Annotated in this window: 14 protein-coding genes; 11 read left to right on the top strand and 3 right to left on the bottom strand. The window is 72.2% G+C overall.

Annotated features, from left to right (window positions below; all coding sequences use genetic code 11):
- Positions 1–59: 59 nt before the first annotated feature.
- Positions 60–767 carry an ATP-binding protein gene (locus ACZ47G_RS28935; RefSeq protein WP_465747571.1) on the bottom strand — a complete coding sequence of 236 codons (708 nt, stop codon included), beginning with the start codon at positions 765–767 and terminating at the stop codon, positions 60–62.
- Between the two features lie 323 nt (positions 768–1,090).
- Between ACZ47G_RS28935 and ACZ47G_RS28940 the strand changes: the two genes are divergently transcribed.
- A complete protein-coding gene (locus tag ACZ47G_RS28940; RefSeq protein WP_465747573.1) occupies positions 1,091–2,404 on the top strand; it encodes a DNA-binding protein in 1,314 nt (437 codons plus the stop codon).
- On the opposite strand, the gene ACZ47G_RS28945 is transcribed toward ACZ47G_RS28940, so the two are convergent.
- Together ACZ47G_RS28945 and ACZ47G_RS28950 are read right to left on the bottom strand one after the other, a co-directional pair.
- A complete protein-coding gene (locus ACZ47G_RS28945) occupies positions 2,405–3,430 on the bottom strand; it encodes an NAD-dependent epimerase/dehydratase family protein (RefSeq protein WP_465747575.1) in 1,026 nt (341 codons plus the stop codon). It lies immediately after the preceding gene.
- Between the two features lie 261 nt (positions 3,431–3,691).
- Positions 3,692–4,264, bottom strand: a complete 573-nt coding sequence (locus tag ACZ47G_RS28950; RefSeq protein ID WP_465747577.1) for a hypothetical protein — start codon at positions 4,262–4,264, stop codon at positions 3,692–3,694.
- Positions 4,265–4,386: 122 nt separating this feature from the next.
- On the opposite strand from ACZ47G_RS28950, the gene hisI reads away from it, so the two are divergent.
- The 10 genes from hisI (at position 4,387) to trpA (ending at position 11,741) form a co-directional block, all read left to right on the top strand.
- On the top strand, positions 4,387–4,761 hold the full coding sequence (gene hisI, locus ACZ47G_RS28955) for a phosphoribosyl-AMP cyclohydrolase (RefSeq protein ID WP_380461682.1): 375 nt from the start codon (positions 4,387–4,389) through the stop codon (positions 4,759–4,761).
- A gap of 61 nt (positions 4,762–4,822) precedes the next feature.
- Positions 4,823–6,343: an anthranilate synthase component I gene (locus ACZ47G_RS28960; protein WP_465747579.1), complete on the top strand. Its 1,521-nt coding sequence runs from the start codon at positions 4,823–4,825 to the stop codon at positions 6,341–6,343.
- Between the two features lie 20 nt (positions 6,344–6,363).
- Entirely contained in the window at positions 6,364–6,825 is a 462-nt protein-coding gene (locus ACZ47G_RS28965) for a Uma2 family endonuclease (RefSeq protein ID WP_465747581.1), read from the top strand.
- A 26-nt stretch (positions 6,826–6,851) separates the two neighbouring features.
- Positions 6,852–7,457: a TIGR02234 family membrane protein gene (locus ACZ47G_RS28970; RefSeq protein ID WP_465747583.1), complete on the top strand. Its 606-nt coding sequence runs from the start codon at positions 6,852–6,854 to the stop codon at positions 7,455–7,457.
- A 149-nt stretch (positions 7,458–7,606) separates the two neighbouring features.
- On the top strand, positions 7,607–7,882 hold the full coding sequence (locus ACZ47G_RS28975; protein WP_465747585.1) for an HGxxPAAW family protein: 276 nt from the start codon (positions 7,607–7,609) through the stop codon (positions 7,880–7,882).
- Positions 7,883–7,968: 86 nt separating this feature from the next.
- Positions 7,969–8,409: a DUF2752 domain-containing protein gene (locus tag ACZ47G_RS28980; protein WP_465747587.1), complete on the top strand. Its 441-nt coding sequence runs from the start codon at positions 7,969–7,971 to the stop codon at positions 8,407–8,409.
- A 214-nt stretch (positions 8,410–8,623) separates the two neighbouring features.
- Positions 8,624–9,430 (top strand): indole-3-glycerol phosphate synthase TrpC, encoded by an 807-nt coding sequence (trpC, locus tag ACZ47G_RS28985; RefSeq protein WP_465747589.1) that lies wholly within the window; start codon positions 8,624–8,626, stop codon positions 9,428–9,430.
- 10 nt (positions 9,431–9,440) lie between these two features.
- A complete protein-coding gene (trpM, locus tag ACZ47G_RS28990) occupies positions 9,441–9,590 on the top strand; it encodes a tryptophan biosynthesis modulator TrpM (protein WP_167395798.1) in 150 nt (49 codons plus the stop codon).
- 88 nt (positions 9,591–9,678) lie between these two features.
- Positions 9,679–10,929: a tryptophan synthase subunit beta gene (trpB, locus tag ACZ47G_RS28995; protein ID WP_465747591.1), complete on the top strand. Its 1,251-nt coding sequence runs from the start codon at positions 9,679–9,681 to the stop codon at positions 10,927–10,929.
- 2 nt (positions 10,930–10,931) lie between these two features.
- Positions 10,932–11,741 carry a tryptophan synthase subunit alpha gene (gene trpA / locus ACZ47G_RS29000; protein WP_465747593.1) on the top strand — a complete coding sequence of 270 codons (810 nt, stop codon included), beginning with the start codon at positions 10,932–10,934 and terminating at the stop codon, positions 11,739–11,741.
- Positions 11,742–11,902 lie beyond the last annotated feature (161 nt).

Here is an 11,902-nt window from a genome sequence, read left to right on the forward strand (position 1 = left end):
TCCCACGTACAGGGGTGGCCGAGAGGCGAGTGGGGGGTCGTCGGGGAGCGAACCTGTGATCAGGTCGCGTGATCCGCCCGTCCTTCGACCCGTGCCGCACACAGGGTTTGCAGATACGTCTCGGCGGTTGACCGGATGTAGAAGCGCCTGACCCGGTCTGAGGAGCCCGGGACGCGTACGTACTCGTGCTGCCTGCGGTCGTAGATCCCCCAGCACTCCAGCAGCCGGAAGTGGGGGCTTCGGGAATCGATCAGGCGAACCTCGTACCGAGGCGATGCCAATGGCGTGGCGTGAACCTGAGCCGCAAAAACCAGCGCGGCGAGCCGAGTGTCTCCCGTCACGGATTGTTCGGGCGCAACCTCGAACCACACCACCTTCCCCACGTCCCCCGGGTGCCAGCCCCAGGAATGGGCCAGCGCCTCCACCAGGACGAGACCGCGGCCCCTGATGGACAGGTCGTCGGCGATGTTCCTCTTCGGCGGCTGCGCACTCCGGTCCGCGATCTCGACGCGCAGGCGCTCACCGGTCCACCGGACCGTGACACGGCAGGGTTCCCGCACGTGGTCGACGGCGTTGGCCAGCAACTCATCGGCGCACAGCTCCACGTCCCGCAGTGCGTCGTCCGACAGCGGCAGACGCCAGGACTCGGCAGTGCGCCGGATCAGTTGGCGCGTGGATCGGACGGCCTCCAGGTTCGGTTCGACGTCCCAGGATCGCAGGGGCGGGATCGTGCCGCCGGACTGTTGCGTGACGGTACTGCTGGGCATGTGAACTCCCAGGAGAAACAGGCCGTTTCGGAAGCCCCACGGTGAAGTGGAACCAACGGCGAATCCGAGGGTGAGGAATGCCACCGCGACCGGAAGACCTGCTGGAAGCCGAGTGGCTGACCAAGAGTCAGGCAAGAGCGGATGTCGCCGCCATCACGCGGCGAGTGCCACCTGGGCACCCTTTCCGGTGACCGACGTGGTGTGGAGACGTCGCCCGGGTGTCACGTCGCCAGACAGGGTTGCGTCAGGCAATGCCGGGAAGGTCCCCTGCGGGTAAGGGAGTTGACCCAGCGCCCTGCGCCAGATGTTTCCGAGGAGCCGATATGCGCGAGACGCCCCAGACGCTGCTCAAGGTCCTCGTCGATCAACGGCGTTGGCGATACGTCGACTTCGAGCGCCACTTCCGGCGCTCGGCGAATGAACTCCTCGATGAGAGTGCCCGGAACCTCACGGTGTCCGAGTCGCAGTTCCGCCGTTGGACCGCCGGACGGGTCCAGACACTGCCGGGGCCGGATGCTTGCCGAGTCTTGGAGTACATGTTCGGCATCGATGCCGCGACGTTGTTCGGTCCGCCTCCCTCGGATCTACCCGCACCCGCGTTCAACCTGGAAGACGAGATCGACATGACTGCACGAGACGCCCAGAATGAAGCCGGCGCAGCCGCCGCAGCGTCTATTTCCGATATCGCGCTCGACCAACTCCGCGACGACGTTTCTGCCTTGGCCCGCGAGTACGTCACCACGCCGACCTACGTCGTCTTCCAGAAGGCGAAGGAGATGCGTGAGTCGGCCGAGGCGAACCGTGAACGTACGCAGGTCCCTGCCCAGCAGCAGGAGCTCCTCATCATTGCTGGACAGGCTTGTGCACTTCTGGCGACTGCTGCCTTCGACCTCGGTTCACTCGACGGGGCGAGGCGACTTTCCCGGTCGGCTGCACTGTACGGTGAGGTGGCCCGGTTCGATCCGCTGCGGGCGTTCGCGGGCGGCACGCTCGCCTACATCGCGTATTTCTCCGGCCGACCGGCCGAGGCCGCACGGCTCGCTCGTGCGGCGCAGGCATTCACTGGTCTGGGTGACGTGGCACAACGCAGGCTGGCGGCGATCGAGGCCCGCGCCTTCGGGCACCTGGGAGATGTCGCCTCCGCGCAGAGGGCCCTGAACGCCTCCACCACGGACGGAACCGGGAGGAGGGACGATCTCCACGACGAGGTGGGGGGCGAGTTCGGGTTCAGCCTGGAGCGACTGGCGATGTCGAATGCGTCGACCTGCCTGCTCATCGGGGACGGAGGCCGAGCGGAGCAGACCGCAGCCCAGGCGTTGGACCTGGCGCGTTCGAGGCCCTCGGCAGCCCGGTCCGTGCGCGTGGTCGGTGGCGCCGGTGCAGATCTGGCCGCGGCTCGACTTCTTCGGGACGACCTCGACGGTGCGGCGCAGGCCCTCGAAGCCATGTGGGCCGTACCGAAGGAGCAGCGCGCCACCGGCCTGCTGACGCGAGCGGCGCTTGTGCGACGCGGGCTCACCAATGGCCGGTACGCCCAGGTAGCGCTCGCTGCAGAGCTGGGCGAGCGGATCGAGGACTTCACCAGGCAGTCGGCCCCGCGCCAACTCGGCACGGGACCGCTTGCCCTCGAAGGCTGATCAGCTCAGCGAGGCCAGGATCTTCGCTTCCTTGACCGGGTCGATCCCGTGGTCGGCCCAACGCGGGTGGTCCACGGGGCGGCCGTCGGCCTCCCACCACGCCCACGTGTCCGCGATCGTCTCCCGCAGGGGCCGGCAGCGCAGGCCGGCCTCAACGGCGGTGCCTGCGTCCACCGCCCAGGCTCCGGCGTGGGTGCGCCACAGCGGCAGCTCCGTCCATTCCTTCACCCCGCGCTCCAGCAGTACTTCCGGTGTCACCCACACCGGGTGACCGGACCCCCCGGTCACCTCGAAGCATGCCTCGAGGAACTCGGCGAACGTGATGGCATTCGGGTGGGCCACGTTGTAGGTACCACCCACCCCGGTCTCGGCTTGGTCCAGCGCGAACATCGCGACATCTCGCACATCGACCGGCTGAATCGGTCGGCTACTGGGGGCGGGAGCCAGAGTCGGGCCACCGCGCTGCACGCGGGTCAGCCACCAGGGGAGACGGCCGACGTACTCGCCCGGCCCGAGGATCACGCCGGGCCGCAGCACACACGCTCGCTCTGCACCGAAGGCCGCCAGCACCGCTCGCTCGCAACCGGCCTTCTGCCGACCGTAGTGGAGGTTGGGCCCCTGCCAGCCCTCCGGGTTCCGTCCGTAGTCCTTGTCGGCGTCCGGCGGTCCGTCCAGCAGCGCGTCACCTACCCGCAGTGGTAGGTCGGGCCACCCGGAGTAGACGCTCACCGTGGAGATGTAGACGTACGTGCTGCTGACGGGCTCCAGCGCTTGAACTCCCTTGAGAACAGCACTAGGCGGCAGCTCGGATGCCGAGGTGTCCACCACGGCATCCCAGGGCCCTTGCTCCACAAGGCGGTTGAGGTCATCACCGCTCGTGCGGTCGCCGTGGACAGTGTGCACGCCCTGGACATCGACACCTGACAGCCCACGGTTGAAGGTTGTTACGGCCCAGCCACGGGCCAGCGCCTCCGCCACGATCGCCCGACCTAGGAACCAGGTTCCACCCATCACCAGGATTCGCATGGTCCCTGATCCTGCCCGTCCAAGGCCGGTTACCGCCACCTCGCTCCGCGCTCTGTGAGCGGTCGAGACTTTGCGCACCAGGCATTTGTTGCGGCGCCCCCTCGGCTCGCCGAGGGGGCGCCGCAATTCGTCTGCTTCATGTCAATGGCTCTTGAGTTTTTCTCTGGGGTGCTTCTCGGCTTGCCGAGAAGCACCCCAGAGATTTTCATTTCTCCTGTTGCGCATCATTATTTCTCTTTTGTTTTTGAATCTCGAAGCGGGTCAGGGGTGGAGCTGGCCGGTGAGTTTGGGGCCGCCCTGCTTGTTGCTGGCGGTGAGGGTGCAGGTGTAGTCGCGCCAGCCCTGCTGGTAGTTGGCCATGGCGGGGCCGAACTGGCGGGGGTAGTAGGTCCTGCCGGCGGGTTGGTGGGACTTGGCGGTGGTTTCGGCGTCCTTGCAGCCGTCGCGCATGGCGAGGGCGATGGGGATCTCGCCGGTGAGGTTGTCGGGGAGTTTGAGGTCGGCGATGACCTCGCCGTCGTGGTCGCCGGTGCAGGGGCGCTGTTCGGCCTTGGTGATGACGGGGCTGAGCTGGGGGTGGTCGAAGCAGGTGCCGACCGGGAAGAAGGCGTACGGGGGTTGCGGCTTGGTGGGCGTGGGGGTCGGGCTCGGGGTGGGGGTGGCGCTGGGAGTGGGCGGGGGCGGGGCCGCGGCGGGCTCCCGGTCGTCCTCCGGCCAGAGCAGCACGGTGGCCACCACCGCGAGCAGTACGGCCAGGACGGCGGCGACGGTGATCACCAGGCTCCGGGGCGGACGGGTGGCGGCGGCGTCGGGCGGCTGCTGCTCGGAGGTCATGGCCCGAGGATGGCCCACCGGGGCCGTGCCCGGCAGGCGGTTGGCGGAAGTGGGCCCGAACGGGACGCCTGCGAACGGCCCGCGGACGGTTCGTCCCCCGGACGGGCTGACACAATGGCCCCATGTCCACCACTCCCGCCGCCCCCGGTACCACCTCCCTCGACGCGGCGATCGCCGCCCGCCTCAAGCGCACCGAGGACGGCCTGCTCCCGGCCATCGCGCAGCAGTACGACACCGGTGAGGTGCTCATGCTGGGCTGGATGGACGACGAGGCGCTGCACCGCACGCTCACCACCGGCCGCTGCACCTACTGGAGCCGCAGCCGCAACGAGTACTGGGTGAAGGGCGACACCTCCGGCCACGCGCAGGCGGTCAAGTCGGTGGCGCTCGACTGCGACGGCGACACCCTGCTGGTGAAGGTCGACCAGACCGGTGCGGCCTGCCACACCGGCGACCGGACCTGCTTCGACGCCGACGTGCTGCTCCAGACCTCCTGACACCACCTCCTGACCCCACCTCCTGACACCCCGTCCACCACCCCAGAAGGTGCCGCCCCGCATGGACCTCGAAGCCTTCCGCAAGCTCGCCGTCGACACCCGGGTCATCCCCGTCACCCGCAGGCTCCTCGCGGACGGCCTCACCCCGATCGGCCTGTACCGCAGCCTCGCCGAGGAGCGGCCCGGCACCTTCCTGCTGGAGTCCGCCGAGCAGGGCAGCTGGTCGCGCTACTCCTTCGTGGGCGTGCGCAGTGCCGCCGCGCTGACCGCCGGCCCGGACGGCCAGGCCCGCTGGCTGGGCACCCCGCCGGTGGGCATCCCGACCGGCGGCGACCCGCTGGAGGTGCTGCGCGCCGCCCTGGAGGCGCTGCACACCCCGCGGCACGCCGACGACGGCCTGCCGCCGCTGACCGGCGGCCTGGTCGGCTACCTGGGCTACGACATCGTCCGCCGGCTGGAGAAGCTGCCCGACCTCAACCCGGACGACCTCGAGCTGCCCGAGCTGACCATGCTGCTGGCCACCGACCTCGCGGTGCTCGACCACTCGGACGGCACGGTGCTGCTGATCGCCAACGCCGTCAACCACAACGACCTGGCCAGCGGCGTGGACGAGGCGTACGCGGACGCGGTGGCCCGGCTGGACGCGATGGAGGCCGGCCTGCTCAAGCCGGTCGACCCGGGCCTGGCGACGTTCACCCCGGTCGGCCCCGGCGAGGTGCACTCGCCGTTCGGCGGGGCGCCGTACCGGGCCGCGGTGGAGGAGATCAAGGAGCGGATCCGGGCCGGCGAGGCCTTCCAGGTGGTGCCCTCGCAGCGCTTCGAGGCGCCCTGCCCGGCCTCCGCGCTGGACGTCTACCGGGTGCTGCGCACCACCAACCCCAGCCCGTACATGTACCTGTTCCGCTTCCCCGGTCCGGACGGCGGCGCCGAGGGCGGCTTCGACGTGGTCGGCTCCAGCCCGGAGGCGCTGGTCAAGGTCACCGACGGCGAGGCGATGCTGCACCCGATCGCCGGCACCCGGCACCGCGGCGCCACCCCGCACGAGGACGCGGCGCTGGCCGCCGAGCTGCTCGCCGACCCCAAGGAGCGGGCCGAGCACCTGATGCTGGTCGACCTGGGCCGCAACGACCTCGGGCGGGTCTGCGAGCCGGGCAGCGTCGAGGTGGTCGACTTCATGCAGATCGAGCGCTACAGCCACGTGATGCACATCGTCTCGACGGTGACCGGCACGGTGGCCCCCGGCCGGAGCGCCTTCGACGTGCTGACCGCCTGCTTCCCCGCGGGCACCCTGTCCGGCGCGCCCAAGCCGCGGGCGATGCGGATCATCGAGGAGCTGGAGCCCACCCGGCGCGGCCTGTACGGCGGTTGCGTCGGCTACCTGGACTTCGCCGGGGCCTCGGACACCGCGATCGCGATCCGCACCGCGGTGCTGCGGGACGGCACCGCGTACGTGCAGGCGGGCGCCGGCGTGGTCGCCGACTCCGACCCGCACGGCGAGGACACCGAGTGCCGCAACAAGGCGGCCGCCGTGCTGCGGGCCGTCGCCACCGCCAATACGCTGCGGAGGCCGGAACTGTCCTGAGGCGTGAGGAGGCGGCCGGGATGCCCGAGGTGCCGTACGACGAGCTGCGCTGGGGGGTCGTGTTCGCCGCCGCCGTGCAGGTCGAGGACGAACTCGGGGGCCGGGGGCGGGTGTTGTCCCAGGTCATGATCGACTTCCCGGCCGCGCACGGGCCGCTCGCCCCGGACCTCGCGGTGCTCGCCCCGGGCGCCGTCCACCACCCCCGGGGCCGGTACGCCGCCGCCGACGTCGAGGCGGTGCTGGAGGTGTCGCACCCGGGCCGCGACCACGCCTGGGCGCGGGCCTGCGCGGAGAGCGGCGTGCCGCTGTACGTGGTAGTCGACCCGGCGGCCGCCGCCTGCACCGTGCACACCGCGCCGTCCCCCGGCGGCGTCTACCGGGAGGCCGAGCGGGTGCCCTTCGGCAACGACCTGTTCCTGCCGCTGGGCGGGCGCACGGTGGTGCTGCGCACGGACGGGTTCCCCACCCCGGGTACGGCGTAGGGCGTGGCCCGGGGGATAGTGGACGGGTGACCGCTGCAGACCAGACCCCCGCCCCTGACGCTCCCGCGACGCCCAAGGCAGGCCGCCGCACCCTCGGCGTGATGCTGCTGCTGACCGTGCTGAGCGCGGTGCTGGTGCTGACCGCGGTCGGACGGGTCTGGGCCGAGGGCCGGGCCGGCACCCTGGACGTGTCCGTCACCGGCGGCAAGATCTCCGAACTGCCCGGCGGGCTGGCCCTGGTGGGCCTGGCCGCGGCCGTCGCGGTGTTCGCGGTGCGCGGCATCGGCCGGCTCGCGGTCGGCGCGCTGACCCTGCTGGCCGGGCTGGGCGCGGCCGCCGCCTCGGTGGCCGGGGCCTCGGGCACCGCCGCCCTGGACTCCGCCGCCTCCGGCAAGCTGGCGCTGGCCGGCTCGTCCGCCACCGAGGTCTCGCACACCGCCTGGCCCTGGGTCGCCCTGGCCGGCGGGCTGCTGCTCGCCGTCGCCGGGCTGATCACCCTGCGCCACGGCCGGGGCTGGCCGGCCATGGGCAGCCGCTACGAGGCGCCGACCCGCAAGGCCCCGGCGACCGCCGACACCCCCGGTGACCTGTGGAAGGCCCTGGACCGGGGCGAGGACCCGACGGCCGTCTGACGGCCCCGGGGGGCCGGGCGGCGGGTGTGACGCGATAGACCCGCCACCCGCTTTGGGGCGCCCGTGTGTGGCCCGGCACAATGGGAACCGTCAACCCGCCGGCGGCCCCGCAGGCCCGGCCGGGCCCCGAGAGCCTAGGAGCACCATCGATGTCAGCAGCAGCACACGGCCACAACCCCGCCGCCTGGACCGGTGTCGTCATCTCCTTCGTCGGCTTCGGCATCGCGGGCGTCGCGATGATCCTGCCGTCCCCGCTGCTGGTCTGGGCCGGCCTGGCGGTCGTCCTGGTGGGTGGCATCGTCGGCAAGGCCATGTCGATGGCCGGCATGGGCAAGCAGGCGAGCGCCAACGTCTACAAGTCGGTCGCCGAGCAGTCCGCGGCCCGCAAGGCGGCCATCGAGGCCCGCGAGGCCGTCGCCGCCTGACCGGCGCGGATTCGTACAACCGAACGGCGGGCGCGCCACGCCCGCCGTTTCGTGCTGTCCGGGCCCGGCACCGGCACAATCGGGGCGTGAACGCCGCCCCCGCCGCCCCCGCCCCACCGCCCGTGCAGCGCCGGATGGGCCCGCCGCTGGCCGCGCTGGCGGCGGTGGCCGCCCCCGCCGGGTACGTCGCGGTGGTGGACCCGAACGCCCCCGGGCACTACCCCGACTGCCCCTTCCTGACCGCCACCGGCTGGTGGTGCCCCGGCTGCGGGGGCCTGCGCTGCGTCCACGCGCTGGCCCACGGGGACCTGACCGGCGCGCTGCACGACAACGCGGTGGCCGTCCTGCTGCTCGGCGTCCTGGCGCTGCTGTGGCTGCGCTGGGCCTGGGCCGCGCTGACCGGCGGGCCGCCGGTCCGGGTGTCGGTGGGGGGCCGCCGCTGGGCGCTGATCGCCCTGCTGGTGCTGGTGTTCGCGGTGGTGCGCAACCTGCCGGTGGGGGCCGGGCTGGCGCCGCCGGTGGTCTGAGCGGCCCCATCCCGGTGCGGAGTTCGGGCCGCCCCGCCGGTGGAGAGCCGGTGAAACCGCAGTTGAGAGCCGTCGTACGGCGTCCCGTTCCGCGAGACGCGGGCCGGGCGGATGCGCCGTGCCCACCCGGGTGCCGATACCATCGAAGGGCCGACGGGCCCCCGCCCGCTCGGCTCGCGCTGGCGAACCAGCCAGGACTGATGGGGGCTCCTGAGTGAGTGTGCTCGACTCGATCATCGAAGGGGTCCGTGAGGACCTCGCCGAGCGGCAGGCCCGGGTCTCCCTTGACGAACTCAAGGCGCTCGCGGCCAAGGCCCCGGAGGCCAAGGACGGCGTCGCCGCCCTCAAGGGCGACGGGGTCCGGGTGATCTGTGAGGTGAAGCGCTCCAGCCCGTCCAAGGGCGCGCTGGCCTCGATCGCCGACCCGGCGGCCCTGGCCCGCGACTACGCGGCCGGCGGTGCCGCCGCGATCAGCGTGCTGACCGAGCAGCGCCGCTTCGGCGGGTCGCTCGCCGACCTGGACGCCGTCCGCGCCGAGGTGGACACCCCGCTGCTGCGCAAGGACTTCATCGTCACCGCCTACCAGCTGTGGGAGGCCCGCGCCCACGGCGCCGACCTCGTGCTGCTGATCGTCGCCGCCCTCGACCAGCCGGCCCTGGTGTCGCTGATCGAGCGCGCCGAGTCGATCGGCCTCACCCCGCTGGTCGAGGTGCACGACGAGGAGGAGATCAAGCGCGCGGTGGACGCCGGGGCGCGGATCATCGGCGTCAACGCCCGCAACCTGAAGACCCTCGAAGTCGACCGCAACACCTTCGGGAACGTCGCCCACGCCATCCCGGACAGCATCGTCAAGATCGCCGAATCCGGTGTGCGCGGCCCGCTCGACGTGATCAACTACGCCAACCTGGGCGCCGACGCGGTGCTGGTCGGCGAGTCGCTGGTGACCGGCAAGGACCCGCGGGCCGCCGTCGCCGACCTGGTCGCGGCCGGGGCCCACCCCGCCGTCCGGCACAAGGACTGACACCGCCCCGATGAAGATCGCCACCCGACTCGCCCCCGGCTGCCGCCCGCGCGGCTGCCGCGCGCCCGCACGCCGGGTGCTGGGGCGTCGGGTGCGGTACGTGATCGGCTGCGAGCCCGGGCAGGTCCCGGGGCGGCGATGGCGCGTGACCCACGGCTGAATCCGAATCCAGCCGACCAGAGCGGCTGGATCCGGGATCCGGCCGATCGGACGTCACTGTCATCCATCTCCGTCCAAGGGAAACCACCATGTCCGAGAAGGACTACCTGCCCGGTGCCCAGGTGCCGGACGCGCGCGGCTACTTCGGCGCGTACGGCGGCCGCTTCATCCCCGAGGCGCTGGTCGCCGCGGTCGAACAGGTCGCCGAGGAGTACGAGAAGGCCAAGACCGACCCGGCCTTCACCGCCGAGCTCGACGGGCTGCTCAAGGACTACACCGGGCGCCCGAGCCCGCTGACCGACGTGCACCGCTTCTCCGCCGAGGCGGGCGGGGCGCGGATCCTGCTCAAGCGCGAGGACCTCAACCACACCGGCTCGCACAAGATCAACAACGTGCTGGGCCAGGCGCTGCTCACCCGGCGGATGGGCAAGACCCGGATCATCGCCGAGACCGGCGCCGGGCAGCACGGGGTGGCCACCGCCACCGCCTGCGCCCTGTTCGGCTTCGACTGCACCATCTACATGGGCGAGGTCGACACCGAGCGCCAGGCGCTCAACGTCGCCCGGATGCGGATGCTCGGGGCCGAGGTCATCGCGGTCAAGTCCGGGTCGCGGACGCTCAAGGACGCCATCAACGAGGCCTTCCGCGACTGGGTCGCCAACGTCGACTCCACCCACTACCTGTTCGGGACGGTCGCCGGGCCGCACCCCTTCCCGATGATGGTCCGGGACTTCCACCGGGTGATCGGCGTCGAAGCCCGCCAGCAGGTGCTCGACCGGACCGGGCGGCTGCCGGACGCCGTCGTGGCGTGCGTGGGCGGCGGTTCCAACGCGATGGGCATCTTCCACGAGTTCATCCCGGACGCCGGTGTGCGGCTGATCGGCTGCGAGGCGGCGGGGGAGGGGGCCGAGACCCCCCGGCACGCGGCCACGCTGACCAAGGGGGACCCCGGGGTGCTGCACGGGTCCCGGACGTACGTCCTCCAGGACGAGGACGGGCAGACCATCGAGTCGCACTCGATCTCGGCGGGACTGGACTACCCGGGGGTCGGGCCGGAGCACGCCTGGCTGAAGGACAGCGGGCGGGCCGAGTACCGGCCGGTGACCGACGACGCGGCCATGCAGGCGCTGCGGCTGCTGTCGCGCACCGAGGGGATCATCCCGGCGATCGAGAGCGCCCACGCGCTCGCCGGGGCGCTGGAGCTGGGCCGCGAGCTCGGGCCGGAGGCGACCATCCTGGTCTCGCTCTCCGGGCGCGGCGACAAGGACATGCACACCGCGGCCCAGTACTTCGGGCTCTACGATTCGCCGGCCGGCGGCGCGGCCGAGGGGGGTAAGTGATCATGGCTTCGAAGCTGAGTGCCGTGCTGGCGGGCGCCAAGGCCGAGGGGCGGGCGGCGCTGATCGGCTACCTGCCGGCCGGGTTCCCCTCGGTGGACGGCGGGATCCGGGCGGTCAACGCGCTGATCGAGGGCGGGTGCGACGTCGTCGAGATCGGGCTGCCGCACTCCGACCCGGTCCTCGACGGGGCCGTGATCCAGACCGCGGACGACATCGCGCTGCGGGGCGGGGTGCGGATCAAGGACGTGCTGCGGACCGTCCAGGAGGTCGCCGCCGCCAACCCCGGGACGGCGGTGCTGGTGATGACCTACTGGAACCCGGTCGACCGGTACGGGGTGGCCCGCTTCGCGGCCGACCTGGCGGCGGCGGGCGGGGCGGGGTGCATCCTGCCGGACCTGCCGGTGGAGGAGTCCGCGGAGTGGCGCAAGGCGGCGGACGCGCACGGGCTGGACACCGTGTTCGTGGTCGCGCCGAGCAGCAAGGACGCGCGGCTGGCGGAGGTCACGGCGGCGGGGAGCGGGTTCGTGTACGCGGCCGCGGTGATGGGGGTGACCGGGACCCGGTCGGCGGTCGGGTCGCTGGCCGAGGACCTGGTGGCTCGGACCCGGGCCACGACGGACCTGCCGGTGTGTGTCGGGCTCGGGGTCTCCGATGCGGAGCAGGCGGCGGAGGTCGCCCGGTTCGCGGACGGGGTGATCGTGGGGTCGGCCTTCGTGAAGCGGATCCTCTCCGAGGGGGAGGACGAGGGGGCTGCGTTGGATGCGGTGCGGGGGCTGGCGGGGGAGTTGGCGGCTGGGGTTCGTAGGCGCTGACGGTTAGGTGGATGGCTGGCGGCCCGTTGCCCCTTGGGGGGTGGCGGGCCGTTGGGTTGTGGGGGGCGCTGCGCGGGGCTGGTGTTGTGGGGGTGGGCTTTCGGGAGGGTGGGTGGCGCCGGGGGCGGTTCCGGGGGTGGGCGCTCCGGGGGCTGGGTGAT

The organism is Kitasatospora sp. NPDC030952, assembly GCF_055571335.1.